General features: G+C 65.2%; 24 protein-coding genes and 1 tRNA gene. 16 read left to right on the plus strand and 9 right to left on the minus strand.

What is annotated here, in order from left to right:
* Nucleotides 1-34 precede the first annotated feature (34 nt).
* Genes DW352_RS11625 through DW352_RS11635 form a run of 3 tightly spaced genes read left to right on the plus strand, consistent with a single transcriptional unit; the run spans nt 35 to nt 3022 of the window.
* Nucleotides 35-1006 (plus strand): Bug family tripartite tricarboxylate transporter substrate binding protein, encoded by a 972-nt coding sequence (locus DW352_RS11625; RefSeq protein ID WP_115691400.1) that lies wholly within the window; start codon nt 35-37, stop codon nt 1004-1006.
* Between the two features lie 43 nt (nt 1007-1049).
* Nucleotides 1050-1514 (plus strand): tripartite tricarboxylate transporter TctB family protein, encoded by a 465-nt coding sequence (locus DW352_RS11630; protein WP_115691402.1) that lies wholly within the window; start codon nt 1050-1052, stop codon nt 1512-1514.
* Nucleotides 1515-1522: 8 nt separating this feature from the next.
* Nucleotides 1523-3022, plus strand: a complete 1500-nt coding sequence (locus DW352_RS11635) for a tripartite tricarboxylate transporter permease (protein WP_115691404.1) — start codon at nt 1523-1525, stop codon at nt 3020-3022.
* A 119-nt stretch (nt 3023-3141) separates the two neighbouring features.
* Here the strand turns inward: DW352_RS11635 and DW352_RS11640 are convergent, their stop codons facing one another.
* Genes DW352_RS11640 through DW352_RS11650 form a run of 3 tightly spaced genes read right to left on the minus strand, consistent with a single transcriptional unit; the run spans nt 3142 to nt 6781 of the window.
* On the minus strand, nt 3142-5451 hold the full coding sequence (locus tag DW352_RS11640) for a xanthine dehydrogenase family protein molybdopterin-binding subunit (protein WP_115691406.1): 2310 nt from the start codon (nt 5449-5451) through the stop codon (nt 3142-3144).
* Nucleotides 5448-5930 (minus strand): (2Fe-2S)-binding protein, encoded by a 483-nt coding sequence (locus DW352_RS11645; protein ID WP_115691408.1) that lies wholly within the window; start codon nt 5928-5930, stop codon nt 5448-5450. Before DW352_RS11645 ends, DW352_RS11640 begins: the two co-directional genes overlap by 4 nt.
* A complete protein-coding gene (locus tag DW352_RS11650; protein WP_115691410.1) occupies nt 5927-6781 on the minus strand; it encodes an FAD binding domain-containing protein in 855 nt (284 codons plus the stop codon). Before DW352_RS11650 ends, DW352_RS11645 begins: the two co-directional genes overlap by 4 nt.
* A 249-nt stretch (nt 6782-7030) precedes the next feature.
* Between DW352_RS11650 and DW352_RS11655 the strand changes: the two genes are divergently transcribed.
* The 4 genes from DW352_RS11655 to DW352_RS11670 are packed head-to-tail and all read left to right on the plus strand — an operon-like array spanning nt 7031 to nt 12277.
* Complete coding sequence (locus tag DW352_RS11655) at nt 7031-8023, plus strand: NADPH:quinone oxidoreductase family protein (RefSeq protein ID WP_115691411.1); 993 nt, start codon at nt 7031-7033, stop codon at nt 8021-8023.
* A 16-nt stretch (nt 8024-8039) separates the two neighbouring features.
* Complete coding sequence (locus tag DW352_RS11660) at nt 8040-8999, plus strand: helix-turn-helix domain-containing protein (protein ID WP_115691413.1); 960 nt, start codon at nt 8040-8042, stop codon at nt 8997-8999.
* Nucleotides 9000-9016: 17 nt separating this feature from the next.
* Complete coding sequence (locus tag DW352_RS11665; protein WP_115691415.1) at nt 9017-11368, plus strand: xanthine dehydrogenase family protein molybdopterin-binding subunit; 2352 nt, start codon at nt 9017-9019, stop codon at nt 11366-11368.
* Nucleotides 11369-11380: 12 nt separating this feature from the next.
* Nucleotides 11381-12277, plus strand: coding sequence for a polysaccharide deacetylase family protein (locus DW352_RS11670; protein WP_115691417.1), 897 nt, complete (start codon nt 11381-11383; stop codon nt 12275-12277).
* A 103-nt stretch (nt 12278-12380) separates the two neighbouring features.
* On the opposite strand, the gene DW352_RS11675 is transcribed toward DW352_RS11670, so the two are convergent.
* Nucleotides 12381-13682 (minus strand): amidase, encoded by a 1302-nt coding sequence (locus tag DW352_RS11675; protein ID WP_162826915.1) that lies wholly within the window; start codon nt 13680-13682, stop codon nt 12381-12383.
* Nucleotides 13683-14042: 360 nt separating this feature from the next.
* Here DW352_RS11675 and DW352_RS11680 point away from each other — a divergent pair, with 360 nt between their 5' ends.
* The 9 genes from DW352_RS11680 to DW352_RS11720 all read left to right on the plus strand — a co-directional run bounded on the left by DW352_RS11680 (nt 14043) and on the right by DW352_RS11720 (nt 21697).
* Nucleotides 14043-15308, plus strand: coding sequence for an aromatic ring-hydroxylating oxygenase subunit alpha (locus DW352_RS11680; RefSeq protein ID WP_115691421.1), 1266 nt, complete (start codon nt 14043-14045; stop codon nt 15306-15308).
* Complete coding sequence (locus tag DW352_RS11685) at nt 15308-15826, plus strand: aromatic-ring-hydroxylating dioxygenase subunit beta (RefSeq protein WP_115691423.1); 519 nt, start codon at nt 15308-15310, stop codon at nt 15824-15826. The genes DW352_RS11680 and DW352_RS11685 overlap by 1 nt, the downstream gene beginning before the upstream one ends.
* A gap of 74 nt (nt 15827-15900) precedes the next feature.
* Nucleotides 15901-16935, plus strand: coding sequence for an ABC transporter substrate-binding protein (locus DW352_RS11690; RefSeq protein WP_162826917.1), 1035 nt, complete (start codon nt 15901-15903; stop codon nt 16933-16935).
* A 40-nt stretch (nt 16936-16975) separates the two neighbouring features.
* A complete protein-coding gene (locus DW352_RS11695; protein ID WP_245434410.1) occupies nt 16976-17773 on the plus strand; it encodes an ABC transporter ATP-binding protein in 798 nt (265 codons plus the stop codon).
* Nucleotides 17774-17776: 3 nt separating this feature from the next.
* Nucleotides 17777-18586 (plus strand): ABC transporter permease, encoded by an 810-nt coding sequence (locus DW352_RS11700; RefSeq protein WP_115691429.1) that lies wholly within the window; start codon nt 17777-17779, stop codon nt 18584-18586.
* Between the two features lie 53 nt (nt 18587-18639).
* Nucleotides 18640-19008 (plus strand): putative quinol monooxygenase, encoded by a 369-nt coding sequence (locus DW352_RS11705; protein WP_115691431.1) that lies wholly within the window; start codon nt 18640-18642, stop codon nt 19006-19008.
* A gap of 76 nt (nt 19009-19084) precedes the next feature.
* Nucleotides 19085-20635, plus strand: a complete 1551-nt coding sequence (locus tag DW352_RS11710) for a gamma-glutamyltransferase family protein (RefSeq protein ID WP_245434411.1) — start codon at nt 19085-19087, stop codon at nt 20633-20635.
* 50 nt (nt 20636-20685) lie between these two features.
* Complete coding sequence (locus DW352_RS11715; protein ID WP_115691435.1) at nt 20686-20997, plus strand: non-heme iron oxygenase ferredoxin subunit; 312 nt, start codon at nt 20686-20688, stop codon at nt 20995-20997.
* Between the two features lie 265 nt (nt 20998-21262).
* A complete protein-coding gene (locus DW352_RS11720; RefSeq protein ID WP_115691437.1) occupies nt 21263-21697 on the plus strand; it encodes a hypothetical protein in 435 nt (144 codons plus the stop codon).
* Between the two features lies 1 nt (nt 21698).
* Here the strand turns inward: DW352_RS11720 and DW352_RS11725 are convergent, their stop codons facing one another.
* From DW352_RS11725 to mnmA, 5 genes are all read right to left on the minus strand, one after another.
* Complete coding sequence (locus DW352_RS11725; RefSeq protein WP_115691439.1) at nt 21699-22238, minus strand: hypothetical protein; 540 nt, start codon at nt 22236-22238, stop codon at nt 21699-21701.
* A gap of 197 nt (nt 22239-22435) precedes the next feature.
* Nucleotides 22436-22512, minus strand: a tRNA-Met gene (locus tag DW352_RS11730).
* A gap of 85 nt (nt 22513-22597) precedes the next feature.
* Nucleotides 22598-22957, minus strand: a complete 360-nt coding sequence (locus tag DW352_RS11735; RefSeq protein ID WP_115691441.1) for a hypothetical protein — start codon at nt 22955-22957, stop codon at nt 22598-22600.
* A gap of 63 nt (nt 22958-23020) precedes the next feature.
* Entirely contained in the window at nt 23021-23698 is a 678-nt protein-coding gene (locus DW352_RS11740; protein ID WP_115691443.1) for a class I SAM-dependent methyltransferase, read from the minus strand.
* A gap of 13 nt (nt 23699-23711) precedes the next feature.
* On the minus strand, nt 23712-24902 hold the full coding sequence (mnmA, locus tag DW352_RS11745) for a tRNA 2-thiouridine(34) synthase MnmA (protein WP_115691445.1): 1191 nt from the start codon (nt 24900-24902) through the stop codon (nt 23712-23714).
* Between the last annotated feature and the right edge of the window lie 188 nt (nt 24903-25090).

The raw sequence follows: 25090 nt of genomic DNA on the forward strand, positions 1-25090 counted from the left end.
AACCCACATCGAGATTGAAACGAGGAACTCAGCCATGACCGTAAAAATGCGACTGTCGGCCATCGCCGCGGCGATCGGCCTGACGCTGTTCTCCACTGCCAGCTTCGCGCAGTCCTTTCCGACGAAACCGGTCAGACTGATCCTGCCCTACAGCCCCGGCGGCATCGTCGACTATGTCGGCCGCACGCTCGCACAGCATCTCGGCGATGCGCTTGGCCAGCCGGTCGTCGCCGAAAATCGTCCCGGCGCGGGCGGCATCGTCGGCACCGACACGGTCGCTCGCTCGGCTCCCGACGGCTATACGCTGCTGCTGATGGATCCCGCGATCGTCATCAACCCGACGCTGCAGGAAAGCGTGCCTTACGACCTCTTCAAGCAGCTCGAGGCGGTTTCCGTGGTTTCCTCCTCGCCCGAAGTGCTGGTCGTCTCGCCGCAGCTCGGCGTCAAGACGTTCGAAGAATTCGTCGCCTACGGCAAGGCCAACCCCGGCAAGCTCAACTTCGCGTCCGCCGGCGTCGGCACCACGCCGCATCTCGGCGGCGAAATGTTCATGCAGGCCACGGGCATCGTCGCGACGCACGTGCCCTATAAGAGCATCGGCTCGTCTTACACCGACATGATGGCGAACAAAGTTCAGTTCGCGTTCTCGAGCATCGCCGGCGCCCTGCCCTTCACCACAGACAACCGCGTCATTCCGCTGGCCACGACCGGCGACAAGCGCAGCGAAGTTTACCCGGACAAGCCGACCGTTCAGGAAGCCGGCATCAAGGGCTTCAGCGTCGACCTGTGGCTGACCGTCTTCGCGCCGGCCGGCGTTCCCGCGCCGGTCAAGGCCAAGCTGAACGAGGCCATCAAGACGGCGCTGGCGAAGCCCGAACTGAAGGCCGCTTTCGCCAAGGTCGGCGTAACGCCGCGCGGCACGTCGCTGGAAGAAGGCGCCGCCTTCGTCAAGGCCGACTTCGAGAAGTGGAAGAAGGTCATCGTCGACGGCAAGATCAAGCTCTAGTCCGACCATAATCCCGCTGCGGCGAAAAATTGGGACAATACCCATGCTGAAGGTCAAGACCGGTAAGGACTTTTGGTCCGGGGTCATGTTTCTTTGTTTCGCCGCGGTCGCACTTTACATCGCCCGGGGCTATTCGCTCGGCTCCGCCGGCAAGATGGGCCCGGGCTACTTCCCGATCCTGCTCGCGATCGTTCTCGGCCTGCTCGGCCTGCTGCTCGTCGTGCGGGCGCTCGTGACAGGCGACGAAAAGCTGCCGAATCTCTCGATCCGGCCGCTGTTGTTTCTCGCTATCGCCGTCATCGCCTTCGGCGTCACGATCCAACCGCTCGGGCTCGTTTTGTCGCTGCTGCTGACGCTGGCGATCGCGGCGCTGGCGAGCCGCGAGACGAAGCTGATCGAGACCGTCATACTCGCGGTCGGCCTCGCCGCCTTGTCGGTCGGCGTCTTCTACTACGCGCTGCAATTGCCGCTGCCGATCCTGCCTTCTTTCCTCACTGCTGCCGGCTGAAACCATCGATGGATTTTATCGCGAACCTCTCGGCGGGCTTCGGCGTCGCCCTGACCCTCGTCAATCTCGTTTACTGCTTCGGCGGCGTGCTGCTCGGCACTCTCGTTGGCGTCCTGCCGGGCATCGGCCCGGTCACCACCGTCGCGATCCTGCTGCCCTTCTCGTTCACGCTGCCGCCCGAGTCGGCGCTGATCATGCTGGCCGGCATCTATTACGGCGCCCAGTACGGCGGCTCGACCACCGCGATCCTGGTCAATATTCCCGGCGAAGCTTCGTCCGTCGTCACGACCATCGACGGCCACAAGATGGCGCTCGCCGGCCGCGCCGGCCCTGCCCTCGGCATCGCCGCGCTTGGCTCGTTCTTCGCCGGCTGTGTCGCCACAGTGCTGATCGTCGTCGCCGCACCGCCGCTTGCGTCGATCGCGCTGAATTTCGGGCCGGCCGAATACTTCTCGCTGATGGTCTGCGGCCTCATCGCCGCGATCGTGCTTGCGCACGGATCGGTCGTCAAAGCGCTGGGCATGGTCGTTCTCGGCTTGCTGTTCGGCATCGTCGGCACCGACATCAATTCGGGCATCCGCCGCTTCAATTTCGGCTTCAACGGGCTGGCGGACGGCATCGAATTCGTCGCGCTGTCCATGGCGATCTACGGCCTCGCCGACATCGCCATCAATCTTGAGAAGAAGGAAGACGAGGCGCAGGTCGAAAAGCGGATCGGCAATGTCTGGCCGAGCTGGGAGGACATCAAGTTCTGCATCCCGGCGATCTTGCGCGGCACCGGCCTCGGTTCGATTCTCGGCGTGCTGCCCGGCGGCGGCGCGCTGCTCGCCGCCTTCGCCGCCTACACGTTGGAGAAGAAGGTGGCGAAGAAGCCGCGACGTTTCGGCCACGGCGATATCCGCGGCGTCGCGGCGCCGGAATCCGCCAACAATGCCGGCGCGCAGACTTCATTCATCCCGATGCTGACGCTTGGCATTCCGTCCAACCCGACCATGGCGATGATGATCGGCGCCATGATGATCCACGGCATCTCGCCCGGCCCCCGCGTGATGACCGACCGTCCCGGACTGTTCTGGGGCCTCATCGTCAGCATGTGGATCGGCAACCTCATGCTGGTCATCCTCAACCTGCCGCTGGTCGGCATGTGGGTGAAGCTGCTGCGCATCCCGTACCGGATGCTGTTTCCGTCCATCGTCATATTCTGCTGCATCGGCACCTATTCGGTGAACGGCAACCTGTTCGACGTCTACGTGATGGCCTTCTTTGCAGCGTTTGGGTACATCTGCGTCAAACTCGAATGTGAGCCGGCGCCGCTAATCCTCGGTTTCGTGCTCGGCCCGATGATGGAAGAGAACCTGCGCCGCACGCTGCTGATCTCGCGCGGCGACTTCATGGTCTTCCTTCAGGAGCCGATCAGCCTCGCCTTCCTGATCGCCTCGCTCGGCCTTTTGCTGGTCATCGCACTCCCGGCGATCCGCAAAACGCGCGACGAAGCGATGCAGGAGTAATTTCACCGCTCGTCCCCGCGAAAGCGGGGACCCAGCGCTGACTCCATGGGCAAATGCCGCCCTGGATTCCCGCTTGCGCGGGAATGAGCGGAGTATGTTTCGGCTCTCGCGGATTACAATTAGTTGCGCTGTGCGTCGATCATCGCCTTGACGGCCTGCGGCGTGATCGGAATCTGCGTGATCAATCCCTTGCCGCCCAGCGCATCGTCGACCGCCGAAGCGATCACGGCGCCGACGGCTGCGACGCCGCCCTCGCCCGCGCCCTTGATGCCGAGCGGATTGCAGGTGCTCGGCGCATCCTCGGCCAACAGGATGTCGACCTCCGGCACTTCATGCGCCGTCGGCATCAGATAGTCGGCGAAGGTCACCGATAACGGTTGGCCGCGCTCGTCATACTGAAACTCCTCGAACAGCGCGCCGCCAAGCCCCTGCACGAAGCCGCCGACGAGCTGACCGCGCACCAGCATCGGATTGATGGCGCGGCCGACGTCGAAAGCGATCAGCATCTTCTCGATGCGCACGGCGCCGGTCCCGGCATCGAGCGCCACCTGCGCGATCTGCACGCCGTAAGGATACGTCATGTGATCCGTGGTGAACCAGCCTTCGGCCGCGAGACCGGGATCACGCTCGCCACGCGTCGGCGATACCGGACGCAGATGGTGCGCAAGCTCGCCGAGACCGATGGTGGCGCCGGCGCCATCCCGACGCATGACATTGCCGTCGGCGATGGTGAGTTGCGCGGCATCCGCCTGCAGAAGCTGCGCCGCCATGTCGAGCGCCTTGTCGCGCACCTTCGCCGCCGCAACCGCCGTTGCATTGGCGGTCATCACCGTCGCGCGCGTCGCATGCGCGCCGATGCCGTATTCGATACGGTCGGTGCGGCCGTGCACGACACGCACGCGCCGGTAGTCGACGCCGAGTGTGTCCGCGCAGACCTGGGCAATGACGGTCTCGAAGCCCTGACCGACGGAAGCGCCGCCGGTGATGACCTCGACCTCGCCGCTGGTATGCACATTGACGCGGGCGCCGTCGGTCGGCCCGAGCCCGCTCTTCTCGACATACATCGCGAGACCAAGGCCGACATATTCGCCGGCCTCGCGCCGCGCCCGCACCTTGCGTTCGAGCTCGTCCCAGCCGCAACGGTCCAGCGCCTTGTCGAGGAGGCCGGCATAGTCGCCGGAGTCGAGCACGACCTCGTCACCCAGCGCGACCAGCGGTCGCTCATACGGCATCTCGTCCGGGCTGATGAGATTGCGCCGGCGCACCTCAATGCGCGACAGGCCGAGCTCACGCGCAATCGCGTCCATTAGACGCTCGCGCACGAAATTGGTCTCGTAGCGGCCGGGCGCGCGATAGGTCGCCGCCGGCGTCTTGTTGGTGAGACGGAAGTGACCGTTCACACGAAAATGCGGCAAGCGGTAAGGCCCCGGCAGAATGCCGCAAGCGGTGTCGGCGATACGCGTGCCATGCGTGCGGATATAACCGCCCTGGTCGTGGAAGAAGTCGTCGTCGATGCCTATGAGCCGGCCTTCGGCGTCCACCGCGGCGCGGATCCGGTGACGCTGCTGGCGCGAATGGTTGGCCGCGATCATGTGCTCGCGGCGGTCCTCCAGCCATTTGACCGGACGGCCGAGCCGCATCGCCGCCACCAGCACCAGGATGTCTTCCGGATAGATCTCGCCGCGAATGCCGAAGCCGCCGCCGACATGGCCCTCATAGAGGTGGATGCCGGCGGTGCTGCGCCCGAGCATGCGCGCCAGCGACTCGCGGTTCTTGTGCGGCACCTTGGCGGCGCCGTGCAGCTCCAGCACGTCGCGCGCCGCGTCGTAGCGGCCGATGGCACCGCGCGTTTCGAGAGGCACGCCGGAATGGCGGCCGACCGAAAGGTCGAGCTCGACAACGGTCGCAGCCTGTTTGAAGGCATCGGCGATATCGCCATAGCCCTGGCGGCAGATGGTCGGCTCGGTGGTCAGACCAGCTGCGAACTCGCTCACCGGCAGCGACGCATCGGTGACGGCGTCCAACTCTTCGATATCGACCTCGACCAGGTCGGCTGCATCTTCTGCGACGTAAGGGTCGGTCGCGAACACCGCCGCCACCGGCTCGCCGGCATAGCGCACCATGTCCCTGGCCAGCACCGGCTGGCGGAACGGCGCCAATTTCTCGTTGGGGCCCTCGCGAAAATCGATCGGCGACAGATCCGCGATATCCGCGGCGGTCCAAATGGCGACGACGCCGCGCAACGCGCGCGCCTGCGCCGTGTCGATCGCGCGGAGCCGGCCATGCGCATAGGCCGACCGCACAATGCGCATGTGCAGTTGATGCGGGAACGACACGTCGCCGGCAAAGCGGCCCTGCCCCGTGACCAGCGGCCGGTCCTCCAGCCGCTCGACCGAAGCGCCGATCCAGGATGCCGGCTTGGCGCTCACGCTGTTGCCTTCATGTCCGCGGCGGCCGCGCGCACCGCCTTGATGATGTTCTCATAGCCGGTGCAGCGGCAAAGATTGGACGAGAGAATATCGACCAGCTCTTCGTCGCTGAGGTCCGGCTTCTTCTCCAAGGCGCCGACCGCCAGCATCAGGAAACCCGGCGTGCAGAAGCCGCACTGCAAGGCGTGATGCCGCATGAAGGCTTCCTGCATCGGATGCAGCTTGTCGCCCTGTTGCAGACCTTCCACCGTGCGGATGGCGCGGCCCTCCGCCTGCACCGCGAACATCAGACACGAGCGCACCGGCTCGTTGTCGACCAGCACCGTGCAAGCGCCGCACACCCCATGCTCGCAACCGATATGCGTGCCGGTCTGGCCGCAATCGTCGCGAATCACATCGGCCAAAGTGCGCCGCGGCTCGACCGTCACATTATGGGCCGTGCCGTTGATGGTCAGCGTGATCTCGCGCCGGTCGCTCATGCTGCGCTCTCCAGCGCACGCTCGGTCAGCGTCCGCACCAGACCGCGACGATAGGCGGCCGTGTTGTTGATGTCTTCCATGGGATCGACCACTTGCGCGGCCACTTCCGCCGCAGCCGCGAAAACATCCGCGCCGGGCGCCTGTCCGCGCAGCGCGTCCTCGGCTTCGGCGATGCGCCGCGCATGCGGCTCGGCGCCGCCGACGGCCACACGTGGCTCGACGATCAGACCGTTCTCGAGCCGGTAGGCGACCAGCGCCATGGCAATGGCGAAATCGCCCTTGCGCCGGCTGAACTCGACGAAGCCACTGCGCGTGCCTTCCGGCAGGAGCGGCAATTCGCAGGCGACGACCATCTCGTCCTCCTGCAAATCGGTCATCATCACACCCTGATTGAAGTCGGCGGCGGGCACGCGGCGCGTCTCGCGCTGACTGCGCAGCACGGCGATGCCGTCGAGCGCCGCCATCACGCAGCACCATTCGGAAGCCGGATCGGCATTGGCGACGCTGCCGCAGAACGTGCCACGCGTACGAATGGGATAATGCGCGATGTTGTGCACGACCTTGCGCAGGAGGTCGCCGGTCGCGCCTTTCACCGTATCGCTGTCGAACGCGGCGTGGCGCACGCAGGCGCCGATGCTGAGCCGGTCGCCGTCGACCGTCAGCCTGGCCAATTCGGCAATGCCGTTGATGTCGATGAGATGGGTCGGCCGCGCCATGCGGAACGCCATGGTCGGCACCAGGCTCTGGCCGCCGGCGAGGACGCGCCCGTCCTGCGGGCCGAACTCGGCCAGCAGCGCGACCGCTTCGTCGACCGAGCGCGGCGCGTGATAATTGAAGGAGGCAGGTTTCATGGCGCGGACTTTAATGTGCGGCAGACAGCGCCATGCCGGCCAGAGCCGCTTTGGCGCCGTCTGTACACTTATTGAGACAAATTCCGAGGACTAACGTCGCACACTTCTAAACTCCGGTAAAGCACCATATTTCCTAATCTATTTGTCAGATTGGTCTGAGCCGACGCATCCCTGACGTGTGTTTATGTTGCGCCATCGGGGCCACTGTACTAAAAATGAGATAGTCGTTTCCCGAGACCCCAGGACCTCATGCGCGCCGCCGTCGTCAAAGAATTCGGGCCCATCCTCAGCCACACCGTCGGCGACCTGCCGACCCCACAGCCTGGGCCCAGCGAGGTCCTCGTCACCATCAAAGCGACGGCCGTCAATTATGTCGACAGCCTCGTCGTCACCGGCAAATACCAATTCCTGCCTGAGCGACCCTTTGCGCCGGGCAAGCTGCCGGCCGGCATTGTCAGCGCCGTCGGCAGTGGCGTCACGACGCTCAAGGTCGGCGACCGCGTGCTCACCTTGGCCGAACAAGGCGGCTATGCCGAGCAGGTCGCGGTCGACGCCAAGCAGTGTTTCAAGCTCCCCGACGCGATGAGCTTCGTCGACGCCGCGTCGATGGCGCTGGTCTACGATACCTCGTGGTTTGCGCTGCGCGAACGCGCGCGCATCCAAGCGGGCGACAGCGTGCTGGTGCTCGGCAGCACCGGCGGCGTCGGCCTTGCCGCGGTCCAGCTCGCCAAGGCGATGGGCGCCAAGGTGCTCGCCGGCGTATCCAATGCCAGCAAGGCGCCTTTGGCGCTGGAGGCCGGCGCCGACGACATCATCGACCTGTCCCAAGACAATCTGCGCGATTCGCTGCGTGAGCAGGTCTTCGCCAAAAACGGCGGCAAGGGCGTCGATATCGTCATCGACCCGCTTGGCGGCGATCCCTTCGACGCGGCGCTGCGCGCCCTTGCCTGGCGCGGCCGCCTGGTCGTCATCGGCTTCGCCGCCGGCCGCATCCCGACCGTCAAGGTCAACTACCTCCTGGTCAAGAACATCGAGGTGAGCGGCCTCCAGGTGAGCGACTACCGTAAGCGCATGCCTGAGCTGATGGCACAGTGCCTCAAAGAGATTTTCGCCTGGTACGAAGCGGGGAAACTCAAGCCCGCGGCGACGGTCACCTATCCGCTGGACGCGTTTGCGAAGGCCTTGCAGGACATTGTAGATAGGCGCGTCAGCGGCCGCATCGTGCTGCTGCCTAACCCTTGATACCTGGGAGACGGCGATGGCTTTCCGTTACGACGAGATCGGCAACCGGTTGAAGGCCTATCGTCTCGGTTCTGGCCTGAGTGCGGACGAGATCGCGCACAAGCTCGGCATTTCGCGCACGGCGCTCTATCGCTTCGAGAAGGGCGAACTCGCCAAGATCGAGACGCTCGAGCGCCTCGCCGACCTGCTCGGCGTGTCGATCCCGTCCTTGCTCGGCGTCGGCATCGAATACATCCCTTCCGCCGTCACTTATTTCGAGCGCATGCGGCAGATCGAGGAAACGGCCGAGCACCTCATGGTGTTGTCCGGTCCGATCTCGTTCCTGCTCGCATCGGATAACTTCGAGGCGACGCTCGAAGAGGTTCTGACCGAGAACGTCACCAAGAACGTCGTCAACCGCGAACGCGCGCTGGCCGACATTCCCAAGATCATGCAGATCTTGCGCGAGCGTAAGGCAATGTACCGGCGCCGGCGCCCGAACATCGTCAACCTGATGTCGGCGATGGAGATCGAGCGCTTCCTGCATCACGGCTTGATCGGCCGCAGCGGCCTGCCCGAGGATGTCGTGGCGCAGCGCAAGGCGCTGGCGCGCGCCGAGATCGAGCACTTCGCCAACCTGCTCGAGGAGCCGCCGATCGGCGTGCAGATCGGTATCGTCACCGATACGTTGCCGCACTCGGGCTTCCAGCTCTTCCGCCAGCCCGACCGCAAGATCCTGGTGCTCAGCCCCTTCCGCCTCGGCGGCGAGCCCAACGTGCGCGTCGGCGTGGCGATGATCACCTCGGCGCCGGATGCGCTCTCGTTCCACGAAGCGGCCATCGACGAGATGTGGGGCCGCGCGCTCAAGGGACAGGCGGCGGCCAATCTCGTGCGGCATCTGCTTGCCAACAAGGGCCGCCCGCTCGACGAAGAGGACTACGCCGAATTTCGCCAGCAGGCCAAAAAGGGTCCGCGCGGCAAGCCGGCGCTGATGTAGCCGACGGAAGGACCCGCGTGCCCGCGCCTATCAACGCCACCAAGACCTTCGGACAATCGACCCTCCGGCTCGAAGACCGGGATTTGTTGTGCGGTAAGGCGCGCTTCGTCGCCGACATCAAGCTGCCGGGCATGCTGCACGCGGCTTTCGTGCGCAGCCCTTATGCGCACGCCAAGATCGTCTCGATCGACAAGAGCGCGGCCATGGCGCTGCCCGGCGTCGTCGCGGTGCTCACCGCCGAGGATATCCGCGCGCGGGCGACGACCGACCGTCTCGTCGTCGCCCTGCCGGACAAGACCTACACGCAGCAGCGCGACCGCTTCATTCTCGCGGCCGATGAAACGGTCTATGTCGGCGAAGCGATCGCCATGGTGGTGGCAAGCGACGCCTATGTCGCCGAAGACGCCGCCGCACTGGTGGAGATCGAGTTCGAGGTCTTGCCGGCGGCAGCCGATTGCCGCGCCGCGCTCGCGCCCGAGGCGCCGCCCGTGCACAGCGACGCCGCCAACAATCTCGTCGCCGCCTTCAACAGCGCCTACGGCGACATCGACGCCGCCTTCGCCGGCGCCGCACATGTGTTCAAGGACTCCTACTGGCTGCATCGCGGCTGCGCCCATTCGATGGAATGCCGCGGCTGCGTGGCATCCCACGACGACGTCGACGACAAGGTGACGTTGTGGAGTTCGACACAGACGCCTCTGGTCGCCGCGCGCATCATTGCCGAGCTGCTCGGCCGCGAGGAGGCTTCCGTGCGCGTCGTCGCGCCGGATGTCGGCGGCGGCTTCGGGCCGAAACTGGTGTTCTATCCGGAAGAAGCGGCCGTCGCGATCGCCGCGCTGACGCTGGGCAAGCCGGTGCGCTGGATCGAAGACCGGCGTGAGCATTTCATCACCACCACGCAGGAGCGCGATCAGTATTGGGACGCCGAGATCGCGCTCGATGCCGACGCCAAGATCCTCGGCGTGCGCGGCACGTTGCTGCACGACCACGGCGCTTATACCGCGCGCGGCCTCACCGTGCCGCAAGGCGCCGTGGCCGCGATGTCGCTCGCTTATGTGGTGCCGGCCTTCCGCATGGACGTGAAGGTCGCGCTCACCAACAAGGTGCCGGTGACGCCCGTGCGCGGCGCCGGCCAGCCGCAAGGCGTGTTCGTGATGGAGCGGCTGCTCGATCGCGCCGCGCGCGAGCTCAACATCGACCGTGCTGAGATCCGCCGGCGCAATCTGGTGCCGGCCGAGGCGATGCCATTCAAGAAGGGCTTCGTCACCCGCGGCGGCGTGCCCATCGTGCTCGACTCCGGCGACTATCCGGCCTGCCAGGCCGACGCGCTGGCGCGCGCCGGTTGGACCGATTTTCCCAAGCGGCAACAGGAAGCGCGGACGCAAGGCCGGTATCTCGGCATCGGTCTCGCCAACTTCGTCGAAGCGACCGGCCGAGGCCCCTATGAGCAGGTGCGCGTGCGCGTCGCCGCCTCGGGTCTGATCGAAGTTTCGACCGGCGCGGCGGCGATGGGCCAAAGCACCAAGACCATGATCGCGCAGATCGTCGCCGAACAGCTCGGCGGCGCGATGGAACGCATCGTCGTCACCGCCGGCGACTCCGGCAAGGTGTCGATGGGCTTTGGCGGCTTCAACAGCCGCCAAGCGGTGATGGCCGGCTCGTCGGCGCATGTCGCCGCGGTGAAGGTGCGCGAGAAGGCGCTGCTCGTCGCCAGCCATCTGCTCGAAGTCGACGCCTCCGATCTCGATATCGACGGTGACAATGTCGTGGTGAAGGGCGCGAGCGACATGAAGGTGTCGCTCGGCACGATCGCACGGACCATGGCGGGCGCGGCCGGCTTCGTGCTGCCGGGCAATCTGCCGCCGGGCCTCGACGCGACCGAGAACGTCGTCATCGACGCGATGACGTACGGCAACGGCACGGCCATCGCCGAAGTCGAGGTCGACATCAAGACCGCCGCGGTGAAGGTGACGCGCGTCGTGTTCATGCATGACGCCGGCAAGATCATCAATCCGATGATCGCCGACGGCCAGGTCATCGGCGCCATCGCGCACGGCATCGGCAACGCGCTCTACGAGTGGATGGGCTACGACGAGGAAGGTCAGCCGCTGACGACGACCTTGGCCGATTATCTCCTGGTCACGGCGTCGGAGATGCCCAAGCTCGACCTCGCCCACCGCGAGACGCCGACGCCGCTCAATCCTCTCGGCGTGAAAGGCATCGGCGAGTCCGGCGTGCTGCCGATTCCGGCGGCGATCGCCTCGGCCGTGGAGGATGCGCTTTCGCCCTTCGATGTTCGTATCCGGCAATTCCCGATCCGCCCGCGCGATCTGTCGGAACTGATGGGCGCGTCCGCGCCCGTGTCATGAGAAGCCGTCCGCATGAAACTCAAGAAGCATAATCGCTACGCCTATTCGCCGATCGTCGAGAGAAAGACGGACTACACGTGGCCCGGCGGCAAGCGCCTCGCCTTCTACGTAGCGCTCAATGTCGAGCATTTCAGTTTCGGCGAAGGGCTCGGCCATACGCCGACGGCGCCCGGCCCGCAGCCGGACGTGCGCAATTTCGGCTGGCGCGATTACGGCCTACGCGTCGGCATCTGGCGCATCTTCGACCTGATGGACGAACTGAAGCTGCCGATGTGCCATCTGCTCAATGCGTCGGTGTGCGAGGAGATGCCGCAAATTCCTGCGCGCATCCGCCAGCGCGGCGACGAGGTGGTCGGACACGGCTATACGAATTCGGAACGCCAGTCCGACATGGACACCGCGACCGAAGCGGCGATGATCGCGCAGGCGACCGCGACGCTGGAGAAGCATTGCGGTCAGCGCCCCTACGGCTGGATGGGTCCGTGGATCTCGGAAACCCATCTGACGCCAGACCTGCTGCAGGAGAACGGCTACACGTTCCTGATGGACTGGCCCGCCGACGACCAGCCGTTCTGGATGAAGACGCGCGCCGGCCGCATCATGTCGGTGCCCTACCCGATCGAGATCAACGATACGCCGACCATGCTGAGCCGCGCCCAGCCGGCGACGGACTTCCATCGCATGATCCTCGATCAGTTCGAGGCGATGCTGCACCTGTCGCAGAACCAGTCGCTCGTCTTCGGCGTGTCGCTGCACACGTTCTGCACCGGGCAGCCGTTCCGCCTGCTGCAGGTGCGCCAGGCTTTGCAGGCGCTGATGCAGCATCCCGGCTTCGACAAAGTGTGGGTGACGACGCCCGGCGGCGTCGCCCGGTATGCCGCCACGCTGCCGGCCGGCTGCGTGCCGTAGCGAGAGCGGTTTACGCAAATCAGTCATTCCGGGACGCGCGCCCTTAGCGCGCGGACCCGGAATCCAGCCAGATCTTAGCGCGGAATGACGGAGTGTCCTCGCTCTAGAGCTTGATCATCGGTCCGCGGCCGAGCAGCGCAAAGACGCGCTGCGCGATCGCCAGCAGCCGGTCGTCGCCATAGCGCGGTCCGATGAGCTGGATGCCGACCGGCATGCCGTTCGGCCCCGCATGCGTCGGCAGCGTCACCGCCGGCGTGCGCAACTGCGTCCAGATGCTCTGGAAGCGATGATCGCCGGTGTTGGCAAGGCCGACCGGCGCCTCGCCGTTCACCGTCGGCGTCAGCAACACGTCGACGTCGTTGAACAGTTGCGCCGTGCGCTGACGGCACCGTTCGACCGTCTCGAGCGCCTCGATATATTGCGCGCGCGGGATGGTCAGGCCGTTGCGGATCGCCTTGGCGAGCGCCGCGCTGATCTGATCGCGATGCGTGTTCCATTCCCACGCCATGCCACGCGCGCGTTCGAAGTCGTTGATGATCTCGCGCGTCGTCGGCAGCGTCTCGCAAGGGGACGGCAGTTCGACATCGCGCACCGTGAAACCGGCCTTCTCCAGGCGCCGCGCCGCATCCTCGACGGCCTGGCGTGTCGCCTCCTCCGCGCCGTCCCACGCATAAGTGCGGCACAGGCCGACGCGGATCCGCGTATCCCCGCTCAGCCATCGCACGGGTTCGCTGCCGGTCAGCACGCGCATGAACAGCTCGGCATCCTCGACCGTGCGCACCATCAGGCCGACGGTATCGAGGCTTTCCGCCGCCGGCTTCACGCCCTGCGGGTTGATGAGACCGAAGCTCGGCTTAAAGCCGACGATGCCGCAATACGACGACGGCCGCTGCACCGAGCCGCCCGTCTGCGTGCCGAATCCGAAGGGCACCATGTAATCGGCGACAGCGGCGCCCGACCCGCTCGAAGAGCCGCCCGGCGTGCGGGTGGGATCATGGGGGTTGGTCGTGACGTTCGCCGCCGGGCCGGCGAATTCGCAGGTCACCGTCTTCCCGAAAATCAATGCGCCCGCCGCCCGCAGAACGGCAACGCATGACGCGTCCGAAAGCGTTTGGTAGCCGCGATAAATCGACGAGCCCATCTGCGTCGGCATGTCGGCGGTCTCGATGACGTCCTTGATGCCGATCGGCACGCCATGCAGCGGACCGCGATTGGCGCGCGCGTCGATGGCCTTGGCTTGGCGCAGCACGAGATCGGGATCGATGTAGGCCCACGCCTTGATGACCGGCTCGCGCGCCGCAACGCGGTCAAGGCATTCGCGCACCACCTGCTCGCAGGTAATGGCGCCCGCAGTGGCCTGAGCGGCAAGCTCGGTGGCCGGCAACGTATTGAGGGAAGGCTTCATCGTGAAAGGGTCCACTGCCGTCGCCGGGCGGGCCGGCGCGCTCGAGGTGCGGCTCAATGCCGCCGTACCGATTTTGTAACAACAGTCTAGCCACTGCCCAAGAACCACTCAAGAGCGGCCGTATCGCAACGGCTTGCCAGCAAATTAAGCGGCCAAATCGCCGCAACTAACGCGAACTATTACGTATCGGGCGTGCGCACTTACATCCGGTTGAGGCGCGCCAATGCCCGCCTATTAGGCAGCGCCGCGCACAATTTGACCTGTATCCCAAAAATCGTACACTTATAATAGTTCGATGTTACAGTTCTTCGCTGCGGGCTCCGGGCGTGTGGGGCCCTGCCAATTGTACGGGACGGGCTCATGACGAACGACTGCCGTTTCACCGAAACCCACGCGCAAGCCGATATGACCGATCTGGCGTGGCCGTCCGACCCGGCCGAGATTCCGGATTGGATCTATACCGATCAACGCATCTACGACCTTGAGCAAGAACGCATTTTCCGCGGCAAGACCTGGAATTACGTCGCGCTCGAATGCGAACTGCCCAATCCCGGCGACTACATCCGCTCCTATATCGGCGCGACGCCGATCATCGTCGCCCGCGACCCGCAGGGCGAAGTTCACGCCTTCGAAAACCGCTGCGCCCATCGCGGCGCCGAGTTCTGCAAGACCTATCGCGGCAACACCAAACAGTTCATCTGCCCGTATCACCAGTGGACCTATGACCTGTCCGGCGCGCTGGTGTCGGTGCCGTTCCGCCGCGGTGTGAAGGGCGTCGGCGGTATGCCGGCCGACTTCAAGCTCGACGAGCATAGCCTGCGCCGGCTCAACGTCGCCACCCGCCATGGCGTCGTGTTCGCCTCCTTCCGCGACGACATGGAATCGTTCGAGGACTATCTCGGACCGGAAATGCTCGACCAGTTCGACACGGTGTTCGACGGCCGGAAGCTGAAACTGCTCGGCGTGCACCGCAACGTCATGCCCGGCAACTGGAAGCTCTATCAGGAGAACCTGAAGGACCCCTACCACGCGACGCTGCTGCACACGTACCTGACCACCTTCGGTCTGTTCGTCGCCGGCAACAAGACGATGATCCTGACCGACAGCAAGGGCCGGCATTCGACCTTGTGCAATGCGCGGCCGCAGGGCCGGCCGGAGAACGACCAGGCCAAGACCGAAATCAGGTCGTTCCACGCGGCGATGCAGCTCGCCGACCCGCGCGTGATCCAGCTCATCCCGGAGAAGGATTCGCCCTGGACCAGCAACGCCATCACCATCTGGCCCAACCTCATTCTGCTGCGGCAGACCAACATTCTCGGCGCGCGTCATATCGTGCCGATGGGGCCTAACCAGTTCATGCTGATCTGGACGACGTTCGGCTTCGCCGACGACGACGCGGCGATGGAGCAGCACCGGCTGCGCCAGAATAACATCTTCGGTCCCGGCGGCTTCATCGGCATCGACGACAACGAGGCCATCAAGTTCGTGCAGGATGGCGTCATGCGCTCGGTGCCGCGTCACGGCCTTGCCCCGCTCGGCAAGGACGTCGAAGGCCCGGAAGTCGTCATCACCGACCGGGCCATCCGCAGCATGTATCGTCATTATCGCGAAGAAATGGGTCTGTGATGCTGACCGCACCGAACGCGCCGGCCAAGACGCCGCTCGACCCCGCCCTCCGCCGCGATCTTGCTTTCGCCGTGCAGGAATTCAATGCCGACTACGCCGATACGCTCGACCGCGGCGACATCGAGGCGTGGCCGGCCTTCTTCACGGAAGACGGCATCTATCGGCTGATCGCGCGCGACAATGCCGACTCCACGCTGCCCCTGTCGCTGATGTCCTGCGAAGGCATGGGCATGCTCAAGGACCGCGCTTACGCCATCGCCCACACCGAGATGTTCGCGCCGCGCTACGTGATGCATCACATCACGCCCGTGCGCGTCACCGACTTCGACGGCGAGATCATCACGGCGCAGGCGAACTACATCATTCTGGAGACGCTGGTGGACGAACCGACGCGGCTCCTGCAGTGCGGCAAATACCGTGACAAGTTTCTGATGCAGGGCGACAGGCTGCTGCTGAAAGAACGCAACTGTATCTACGACACCGTCCTGGTGCCGACCTGCATCGTCTATCCGCCTTGATCTGACTGCCCTGCGTGCAGCCGGCGCGCATGCTGTTTCACCTCACGCATGACCCAAGACACGGAGACAAATACATGCTGCGCCGAACTGTAGAACATTGCCTCACATGGGCTCGTGGCGGCCTCGTCGCCGCCGTCGCGCTCACCGCCGTTGCCGCGCCGGCCAAGGCCGCCGATACGCTGACGATGCGGCTCGAATGGTCGGCCTACGTCATGCACCTGCCCTTCTATCTCGCGATGGAAAAGGGCTGGTTCAAGGCGGCCGACCTCGACATCCAGATGGAAGACGGCAACGGCTCGATCACGATGGTTCAGCTCGTCGGCAACGGCAAGTTCGACCTCGGCCACGGCGCGTTGTCGTCGGCGGCGGTCGGCGCGTCCAAGGGTCTGCCGATCATCGCCGTCGCGGAATATCTGCAGAAAAGCCCGTTGGGCATCATTTACGACGCCAAGCTCGACATCAAATCGATGAAGGACTTCGTCGGCAAGAAGATGATCTATACGCCGGCGTCGTTTGAATCGCCGTTCCTGGAGCCGTTCTTCGCCCAGAACGGCGTGTCGTACAGCAGCCTCAATCTGGTTGGCGTCGAAGCCTCGGCCAAGATGTCGACCTACATGACCGGCGGCGCCGACGCCTTCATCACCACGGTGCCGGCCGACTTTCCGCGCGTCGCGGAAAAGCGTCCGTCGAAGGCGGTGCTGTTCGCCGATTACGGCATGAACCTGCCGACCTTCGGCATCGTCGCCAACACGGAAGCGCTGAAGAAGAAGGGTCCCGCGATCAAGCGCTTCGTCAGCGTCGTATCGGCCGCCTGGGCCTACATCATCGACGGCCACGCCGAAGAAGCGGCCAAGGCCGTAATGAAGCTGCGCCCGAACGCCGCGACCACGGTCGAGCGGCTGGTCTCCGAGTTCAAGGAGCAGGCGCCCTACTTCGGCACCCAGGGCAAGACCACCTTCCCCGGCCCGCAAAGCGCCGAAGAATGGGCCAAGGCCATCAAGGTCATGGAAGCGGCCAAGGTGATTTCGCCCGGCTCCAAGCCCGAGAAGTACTTCACCAACGACTACGTCGACGCCGCCTACGGCAAGTCGATCGTGGCCGGCAAGTAACGGCGCACCGGCAATGGCGTTGGCCGCGACATCGGAGCCCGTGAGCACCTTGAAGGACGTTGCGCCGGCGGCGCGACAGCCTGCCATCGAGATCGACGCGGTGGGCAAGGTCTATCATTCATCCGATGGCGCGGTCACCGCGCTCGGCTCGGTCAGTCTCGACATCTACCCGGGCGAGTTCATCAGCCTGCTCGGGCCGAGCGGCTGCGGCAAGACCACCTTGCTGCGTATCGTTGCCGGCCTCGAGGACGCCTCGACCGGCCACGTGCATCTGCGCGGCCGCGGCCTCGACGGCCTCGGCTTCGTCTTCCAGCGCGACGTGCTGGTGAACTGGCGCACCATCATCGACAACGTGCTGCTGCCGATCGACTTCAAGAACAAGAAACCGAAGGCCTATCGCGAAAAGGCCCAGCAACTGCTGGCGACCTTCGGCCTCAAGGGCTTCGAGAACAAGCGGCCGTGGGAATTGTCCGGCGGCATGCGCCAGCGCGCCGCGATCTGCCGCGCGCTGATCGACGATCCCGAACTGCTGTTGATGGACGAGCCGTTCGGCGCGCTCGACGCGCTGACGCGCGACGAGCTGAACGTCGAGCTGCAGAGCCTGTGGCAGAAGACCGCCAAGACCGCTTTGTTCGTCACGCACAGCATCTCCGAGGCCGTGTTCCTGTCCGACCGCGTGGTCGTCGTTTCCGACAAGCCGGGCCGCATCGTCGAGGTGCTCGACATCGATTTCCCGCGGCCGCGCTCGCTCGATATCCGCGAGGAGCCGAAATTCGGGCAGTACAGCCGGCATCTGCGTGGTCTGCTCGAGCAGCACGGGGCCTTCCGCAAGGATTGACGCATGAACGCGCTTCGCAAGCTCCCGATCCCGACCGAGCTTTGGACGCTCGCCGCGTTGCTGCTGGTGTGGCAGGCCGCGGTCTCGCTGTTCAATGTGCCGGAAATTCTCGTGCCCGGCGTCAACGTCGTGTTCGACGAGATCGTCTCGCATCCCGATTTCTACTTCGTTCAGTCGATGCACACTCTGTCGAACACGGTCGTGGCCTTCGTGCTGTCGGTCGTCTTCGGCGTCGGACTGGCGGTCGCGATCGTCTACTCCCCGCTGCTGGAGAAGACGCTCTATACGGTGCTCGTCGCGCTCAACAACGTGCCCAAGGTCGCGCTGGCGCCGCTGTTCGTCATCTGGCTCGGCACCGGCAATGCCTCGAAGATCGCCATGGGCATCATGATCTCGATCTTCGCCATCGTCATCGACGCGGTGCTCGGCCTGCGTTCGCTGACGCCCGACATGATCGACCTCGGCCGTTCGATGCGCGGATCGGGCTTCAAGATGCTGATCAAACTGCGGTTGCCGAACGCGCTGCCGAGCATCATCGCCGGCATGAAGGTGGCGATGTCGCTGTCGCTGGTCGGTGCCATCGTCGGCGAGTTCGTGGCCGCGCAAAGCGGGCTCGGCTTCGTCATTCTCAGCGCGCAAGGCATGTTCCGCACCGACCGCGTCTTCGCCGCGATCCTGCTGCTCGCACTGATCGGCACCGCGCTGTTCTACCTGATGGAATACCTCGAAAGCGTGCTGATCCCCTGGCACGAATCGCGCCGCGGTCACGCGCCGAAACCGGCTGTCGCGCCGCCGACGCCGAGCAAGGCCTGAACGGCCGCCGCACAATCACGCAACGTTACCGATCAACGAGAAGGAAAAACGACATGGCTTTGACAGCGCTGGCGGACAAGGGGAACGTCCTGCACATCTACGACTTCCGCGTTCAGCCGGGGATGGAAGACGAGTTCATCAAGCTGTTCGAGGAGTTCGACTACTCGGACGACAATCCGATGCACAAGTCCGACGCGCAGGTGCGCGACGGCGTGCTGTGCCGCGACACCAGCGATCCCGGCCGCTTCTTCCTGATCGGCGAGTGGAAGAGCATCGAGGAACACAAGAAGATCCTCAAGGTCGTCGCCGAGATGCGGCCGAAATTCGCGCTGCTGGTCGATGGCGGCCCGGCCAAGTTCCAGCCGATCTATGCCGAGGTCGTGTTGAGCACGCCGATCGAATACCTGCAGCCGAAGGGCTGAGCGACGTGACCACCGCCGCCGAGCGCGGGCCCCTGGCGCGCGCATGACTCTCCGTTGGCCACCCGAGGGCAGCGGCATGCGTCGCCCCACGATCGCGCGCGAGGTCGTCGCGACCTCGCAACCGCTCGCGGCGCAGGCCGGCCTGGCGATGCTGCGCCAGGGCGGCAACGCCGTCGACGCGGCGCTTGCCGCCGGCATTGCCTTGACCGTGGTCGAGCCGGCGTCGACCGGACTCGGCAGCGATGCGTTCGCGCTGGTGTGGGATGGACGCACGGTCCACGCGCTCAATGGTTCGGGCGGCGCGCCGCGCGCCTGGACGCCGGATGTGCTGAAATCATGGTCCGGGATCGCGCCGCGCGGCTGGAACAGCATCACCGTGCCCGGCATGGTGGCGCTGTGGCGCGATCTGTCGGAGCGCTTCGGCAGACTGCCTTTCGCCAAACTGTTTGAGCCCGCCATTGAATGGGCCGAAGCCGGCTTTCCGGTGTCGCCGAGCGTGGCCGATCGCTGGCAGGTGCAGGCCGCCGAGCTCGCGCCGCAGCCGGGCTTTGCCGACGCCTATATGCCCGGGGGCAAAGTGCCCGCCATCGGCCAGATCTTCCGGCTGCCGGCTTTGGCGCGCAGCCTGCAAGACATAGCCGAGACCAAAGGGCGCACGTTCTACGAAGGCCGCCTCGCCGAAGCGATGCTCGGCCACAGCCGCGCGCATGGCGGCCTCATGGCGGCTGAAGACCTTGCCAACCATCGCACCGACTGGGTGACGCCGCTGCAGGCCGACGTGCTCGGCCATACGCTCTACGAGATGCCGCCCAACAGCCAGGGCCTCGTCGTGCCGATGACGCTCGGCATCCTCGCGCATTGCGATGTGGACATTGCCGACCTCGGCGGCGCCGCCAGCATCCATCTGCAGATCGAGGCTTTCAAATTGGCCGCCGCCGATGTCGCGCGCTATGTCGCCGATCCCGATGCGATGCCGGTCCATGCCGAGGCGCTGCTGTCACCGGATTACCTCAAGACCCGTGCCAAGCTGATCGGCGATCGCGCGCAAACATACCAAGCCGGCCTGCCGGTCGATGGCGGCACGGTGGTCGTGACCGCCGGCGACCGCGACGGCATGATGGTGTCGCTGCTGCAATCGAACTTCGTCGGCTTCGGTTCGGGCGTCGTCGTGCCCGACACAGGCATCAGCCTGCATAACCGCGCCGGCTCCTTCACCTTCAAGGAAGGCCACCCGAACGCCCCCGCGCCCGGCAAACGGCCGCTGCACACGTTGCTGCCGGCCATGGTGTTCAAGGACGGCGCGCCGCTGATAAGCCTCGGCGTCACCGGCGGCAACATGCAGCCGCAGGGCCACGTGCAATTGCTGTTGCGCGTGCTCGCCGCGAACAGCGAGCCGCAGAGCGCCATCGAAGCGGCGCGCTATCGCTACATGGCGGACATGGCCATCAACCTTGAGGACCGCGTCGACGACGCGGTGAAGACACAGCTGGCCGCGCGCGGTCATGTCATCAAGCCGATGCCGCCGGGCTACATGGATTTCGGCTCGGCGCAGATCGTCTACCGGCTCGGCGAGAGCTGGCTGGCCGCGACGGACAACCGCAAAGACGGCGCCGCTATCGGCTGGTGACGGCGCCGCAAGGCACTCAACGACAGACTCACAAGAAGACGGGGATCGATATGGCGTGGCATGCAGTGGCGAAGGCGGACGACGTGCAGGAGGGCAAGGTGCTCGCCGCGTCGGCCGCGGATAAAATGATCGCCCTCTACCGGATCGACGGCACCTTTTACGCCACCTCCGATATCTGCACGCACGCCTTCGCGCTGCTGTCGGATGGTTATCTCGACGGCGACTGCATCGAATGCCCGATCCATCAGGCCCTGTTTCATGTGCCAACAGGCGAAGTCCGCGCCGAGCCGGCGACCGAACCGTTGCGGACCTTCCCGGTGAAGGTCGACGGCGAGATGCTGATGGTCGAGATCACCGACTGATCCGAAGGCGCGCGCCGATACGCGCTCTTAACCGCGCTGCCTCCAGCGCGGTTCGCGCCGTTCAAATTTTCGCGCTGTCTAAAAGCCCTGACTTACCAGGGCCTTGGCTTGGTAGCGGGGAGGGATTTATGATTGGCGCCTAAGTTATTGATTTCATTGATGTCACGATAGGACGATATGCCCAGTACCCCCGCGATACCCCCGCCTTTTTAAGGACAATGGGACGGGCTGGGACGGTTGGCGGTAGATTCTCCCCATGAGAATCATGCTCGACACCAACATCTTCGACGCGCTGGTGGCCGACCCGTCGACGTTGGCGAAGCTGCTTGCCGCGGTGGCTGAAGGTCGCATGACGATCCTGTCCACCCACATTCAGCGCGACCAACTCGGCCGCATCCCTGACGACGAAAAGCGCGCGAAGGTGCTGGCGATACCGACCGAGCAGATCGCGACCAGCGGCGCCGTCTGGGATGTGTCGCGATGGGGCGAAGCGACGTGGGGCGACACCGCCACGAACCAGGCCCTCGACCAGTTGATCGGCGGAAACGTCCGCCATGCGCCTGACGCCCTAATCGGCGTCACCGCGGCCCACCACGTCGACCTGCTGGTGACCGAGGACGCAAGGCTGACGAGTCGGCTTGGTCGGTCGGCGCTGGGGCTGAAGGTTGGCGGCTACCAGGAACTGGTCGCGCTGCTGTGAGCTACCCGAATAGTCCGCGGCGTCGCGGTTCGGTCTGCGGCTTCGCCACGCTTGGCTGCGCTCGATTAAAGCTCACGCTGGCCCGCAGCACATGCAGCACCTTCCGCTTAGTCACGTCCCACTGGAATGCTATCACGTCATTGGTGACCGGCGCGATCTCCAACTGCACCATACATGTCCGCCAGGTGTGCTCGCGGGCTTGCAGCCACACCTCATCGAACAGCGTTTCCGGCATCCACCACCAGCCATGAAGCATGGCGTCCATGCCCGGTAGATCCGCGTCGGGTGGTGAGGCTGACGCGTAGGCGATCGTTCCGATACCGCGTTCGAGCGGATAGTCCTTCGGCTTATACTCGCCGCGGATCAGGCCCATGTTCACCGACAGCGAGCCGAGATCGTCGCCGACTAGTTCGAAGTAATGATCGGTCTGCGGACGGCCGGTGAAGCCGAATTGCCGTTGCGGCCACTTCCCATCTTCGCTGTGCGAGACTGTTTGGCCCCACGAAGACACATCAATCGATAAGCCGATGCTATCGATCATGAGAAAGGCTCCAGATCACGAACCGACCGGCGAGACCTAGGTAATGACCAGATTCTTCAGCCTGCCCGTCACGCTGAGGCGGGTGCCTCGGCTGCCAAAAAACACTGCAGCTAAATCAGTACCTTAGCGGGGGCCGTCTCCGACGCCCATCTTCGTGCACACTAAAAAATCTAATGATACCGAGGACTTAATTTAGGTGGTAGCGGGGGAGGGACTCGAACCCCCGACCTACGGATTATGATTCCGCCGCTCTAACCAGCTGAGCTACCCCGCCATTCCGAAACGCGCCGGAATAGAGCGCCGATATAGGGAGGCCGGACGAAGCCTGTCAAGCAAAGCCGACAGGCCTGTCCCCGTCCCTATTTCGGCTGGACGTTCGGGTCGCCGCCGGGGGAACCGGGCGGCGGGATCACCGGCATCGCGCCGCCGGGCGGGGTCGGCGCCTTGATCTCATCGTCGGAATGCGCGGGCGGGCAAATCACCCCGCCGGATTGAGCGAGCTTGTCGGTGAGGTTGCTGCTGCCGGCGTGGCCCGGCTCGCTGGGCGCGGCCTGGCCGGTCGTCGAGGGCACGTCGCTCGGCGCGCATTTCGTCGAATCGAGCCGCTCCGCGTTGGGCGCGACGGGCGCTTTGCTGGAGGGCGGCGTCTGCGCCACGGCGATGGCGGGAACGCCGAGTGCCAGCACGATGCCCACGAAGGCGCGTTTGCCGTATTTCATGTCCGGTCCCCTGCTCTGCCATGACTGGCAGGACAACGGGACAACGCCACCAGCGGTTCCGCTTCAGACGGCGCTGCGACGATCCGGCTCGTTCAAGCGCTCGAAGCGGATGAGCGAAAAATGGCCGAGCGGCTGCATCGGCCGGCGTTCGATCAGACGAACGCCGCCATGACGCGCGGCCCAATCGGTGAGGCGCTTGAACGGAAATTCGGGCCGCCAGCCGAGCTTGCGCGCAACGGGCGCAAAGCACAGCTCGAACGCTTTGCGCGGTCCGCTTTCGGCGCCGATGTGATTGACCAGGATGATCTCGCCGCCCGCCTTCGTCACACGCGCGAATTCATCGAGCGTCGCTTCCGGGTTCGGCACGGCGGTGATGACGAACTGCGCCACCACGACGTCGAACGCACCGTCCGGCAAGGCCAGCCGCTCGGCATCCATCACCGAGAGGACATCGACATGCGTGAGCTTGTGCTCGGTGACGCGCTGCACCGCCTGGCGCAGCATCGGCTCGCACAGATCGACGCCGACGATTTTGTTGCGCGTGCCGTAGTCCGGCAACGAAATGCCGGTGCCGACGCCGACTTCGAGAATGCGTCCCCCGCCGGCGCCGCAGGCCTTCTCCGCGGCTTCGATCGCCGCCGCGCGGCCCGGCGCGAACACCTTGCCGAACACGGCGTCATAGATCGGCGCCCAGCGCGCATAAGCGCGCTCGACACTGCGATGATCGATATCCGCCCCCATGTGTGTGCGATGGTTATCCGCGCATTGCGGCCACGACGCGTTCGCGCACCGGCGGGACGGCATCCACGGCCGCGGCCGCGCTCTTGATGAAGCCGCCGCCGAGCACGCGCGCCTGGCCTTCGCCGGCATCGTAGAAGACACACGCTTGGCCGGGCGAGACGCCATGCTCGCCATCGGCGAGCTCGACCTGATAGTCGCCATTGGCGCCGGAGAGCCAGCCGGCCTGCGGCGGACGCGTCGAGCGCACCTTCACGAAAACTTCGCGACGGTCGTCGGCCAGCGCTTGATCGAGTTCGCCGTCGCCGATCCAGTTCACATCGCGCAAGCTGATGCGGCTCATGCGCAGGGCTTCACGCGGGCCGACGACGACACGCCGCTGCTCGGCATCGAGCCGCACGACATAGAGCGGCGAGCCGGTGGCAAGGCCGAGGCCGCGCCGCTGTCCGACGGTGTAGTGGATGATGCCGTTATGGGCGCCGAGCACCTTGCCGTCGAGATCGACGATGTCGCCCGCTTCCGCCGCGCCCGGCTTCAAGCGTTCGATGATGTCGGCGTAGTGGCCGGACGGCACGAAGCAGATGTCCTGGCTGTCGTGCTTGTCGGCGATGGCGAGGCCGAACTCCCGCGCCAGCTCGCGCACTTCCGGCTTGGTGCGATCGCCGAGCGGGAAGCGCAGGATGCCGAGCTGTTCGCGCGTGGTGCCGAACAGGAAATAGCTTTGATCGCGCTCTTCTTCCTTGGCGCGATAGAGCGCGCGGCCGCCGCCGGGCAAGGCGCGCGAAGCGATGTAGTGCCCCGTCGCCAACACCTCGGCGCCGAGTTCGCGCGCGGTGTTGAGCAGGTCGTGAAATTTGATCGACATGTTGCATTCGACGCAGGGCACCGGCGTCTCGCCGTGGATGTAGCTCTGCGCGAAGCGGTCGATCACCGCTTCCTTGAAGCGGCTCTCGTAGTCGAGAACGTAATGCGGGATGCCGATGCGGTCGGCGACCGCCTTGGCGTCGTAGATGTCCTGGCCGGCGCAGCAGGCGCCCTTGCGGTGAACCGCGGCGCCGTGGTCGTAGAGCTGCAGCGTGACGCCGACGACGTCGTAGCCTTCGGCCTTGAGCAGCGCGGCCGTCACCGACGAGTCGACCCCGCCGGACATGGCGACGACGACACGGGTGTCCTGCGGACGGCCTGGAAGGTCGAGGGAGTTGGTCATGGCTCTTCTTACTACAGGGGGCGGCGGTCACTACGCAATGTAAGGCGTCGCCTGCCCCGCCGGCAGGTTTCCGGCCCGGCAAATTTTGCCGCTGCGCCAGCAGCCGCTGCCGGGTCAAAGCGCCGCACCGGCGTGGCTCAGCCGCTCTAATTGGTTGATCTGCCTGGCGAATATGACCCAACGAAGGC

Origin of the sequence: Pseudolabrys taiwanensis (assembly GCF_003367395.1) — a bacterium.
Classification (GTDB): domain Bacteria; phylum Pseudomonadota; class Alphaproteobacteria; order Rhizobiales; family Xanthobacteraceae; genus Pseudolabrys; species Pseudolabrys taiwanensis.

Excerpts from the sequence above, each read along its gene's own strand:
- DW352_RS11715 (WP_115691435.1), top strand. The coding sequence starts at position 20,686 with ATGGCGTGGCATGCAGTGGCGAAGGCGGACGACGTGCAGGAGGGCAAG.
- DW352_RS11700 (WP_115691429.1), top strand. The coding sequence starts at position 17,777 with ATGAACGCGCTTCGCAAGCTCCCGATCCCGACCGAGCTTTGGACGCTC.
- DW352_RS11645 (WP_115691408.1), bottom strand. The coding sequence starts at position 5,930 with ATGAGCGACCGGCGCGAGATCACGCTGACCATCAACGGCACGGCCCAT.
- DW352_RS11635 (WP_115691404.1), top strand. The coding sequence starts at position 1,523 with ATGGATTTTATCGCGAACCTCTCGGCGGGCTTCGGCGTCGCCCTGACC.
- DW352_RS11685 (WP_115691423.1), top strand. The coding sequence starts at position 15,308 with ATGCTGACCGCACCGAACGCGCCGGCCAAGACGCCGCTCGACCCCGCC.
- DW352_RS11630 (WP_115691402.1), top strand. The coding sequence starts at position 1,050 with ATGCTGAAGGTCAAGACCGGTAAGGACTTTTGGTCCGGGGTCATGTTT.
- DW352_RS11740 (WP_115691443.1), bottom strand. The coding sequence starts at position 23,698 with ATGGGGGCGGATATCGATCATCGCAGTGTCGAGCGCGCTTATGCGCGC.
- mnmA (WP_115691445.1), bottom strand. The coding sequence starts at position 24,902 with ATGACCAACTCCCTCGACCTTCCAGGCCGTCCGCAGGACACCCGTGTC.
- DW352_RS11625 (WP_115691400.1), top strand. The coding sequence starts at position 35 with ATGACCGTAAAAATGCGACTGTCGGCCATCGCCGCGGCGATCGGCCTG.
- DW352_RS11705 (WP_115691431.1), top strand. The coding sequence starts at position 18,640 with ATGGCTTTGACAGCGCTGGCGGACAAGGGGAACGTCCTGCACATCTAC.
- DW352_RS11720 (WP_115691437.1), top strand. The coding sequence starts at position 21,263 with ATGCTCGACACCAACATCTTCGACGCGCTGGTGGCCGACCCGTCGACG.
- DW352_RS11650 (WP_115691410.1), bottom strand. The coding sequence starts at position 6,781 with ATGAAACCTGCCTCCTTCAATTATCACGCGCCGCGCTCGGTCGACGAA.
- DW352_RS11690 (WP_162826917.1), top strand. The coding sequence starts at position 15,901 with ATGCTGCGCCGAACTGTAGAACATTGCCTCACATGGGCTCGTGGCGGC.
- DW352_RS11660 (WP_115691413.1), top strand. The coding sequence starts at position 8,040 with ATGGCTTTCCGTTACGACGAGATCGGCAACCGGTTGAAGGCCTATCGT.
- DW352_RS11655 (WP_115691411.1), top strand. The coding sequence starts at position 7,031 with ATGCGCGCCGCCGTCGTCAAAGAATTCGGGCCCATCCTCAGCCACACC.
- DW352_RS11725 (WP_115691439.1), bottom strand. The coding sequence starts at position 22,238 with ATGATCGATAGCATCGGCTTATCGATTGATGTGTCTTCGTGGGGCCAA.
- DW352_RS11735 (WP_115691441.1), bottom strand. The coding sequence starts at position 22,957 with ATGAAATACGGCAAACGCGCCTTCGTGGGCATCGTGCTGGCACTCGGC.
- DW352_RS11680 (WP_115691421.1), top strand. The coding sequence starts at position 14,043 with ATGACGAACGACTGCCGTTTCACCGAAACCCACGCGCAAGCCGATATG.
- DW352_RS11675 (WP_162826915.1), bottom strand. The coding sequence starts at position 13,682 with ATGAAGCCTTCCCTCAATACGTTGCCGGCCACCGAGCTTGCCGCTCAG.
- DW352_RS11670 (WP_115691417.1), top strand. The coding sequence starts at position 11,381 with ATGAAACTCAAGAAGCATAATCGCTACGCCTATTCGCCGATCGTCGAG.
- DW352_RS11710 (WP_245434411.1), top strand. The coding sequence starts at position 19,085 with ATGCGTCGCCCCACGATCGCGCGCGAGGTCGTCGCGACCTCGCAACCG.